The sequence below is a fragment of the Leucobacter musarum subsp. musarum genome, assembly GCF_001273845.1.
Classification (GTDB): domain Bacteria; phylum Actinomycetota; class Actinomycetes; order Actinomycetales; family Microbacteriaceae; genus Leucobacter; species Leucobacter musarum.
Window position 1 is genome coordinate 1 of record NZ_JHBW01000092.1, and the last position, 214, is coordinate 214.

At 71.0% G+C, this 214-nt stretch carries 1 pseudogene; it reads right to left on the reverse strand.

From position 1 onward, the window contains the following. A pseudogene (locus CH42_RS14305) lies at window positions 1-198 on the reverse strand (type 2 isopentenyl-diphosphate Delta-isomerase); the annotation flags it as partial. Window positions 199-214: the final 16 nt, after the last annotated feature.

Here is a 214-nt window from a genome sequence, read left to right on the forward strand (position 1 = left end):
GTTGATGCGGGTGGTCCACTCCGTGCCGCCGGTCATGCCGTTCGCGTAGAAGGGGGTGGCCCAGCGCCACCCGTCGACCTGCACCGAGAGGTCGACGCGGTCCGCGTCCACCCCGGCGAGGGCGTGGTGCACGAACTCGAGGTCGTCGAAGTCGTTGCGAGACGGGGCATCGTCGCGCTGCTCGCGGGCGATGCGCACGTGGTCGTCCTTGCGC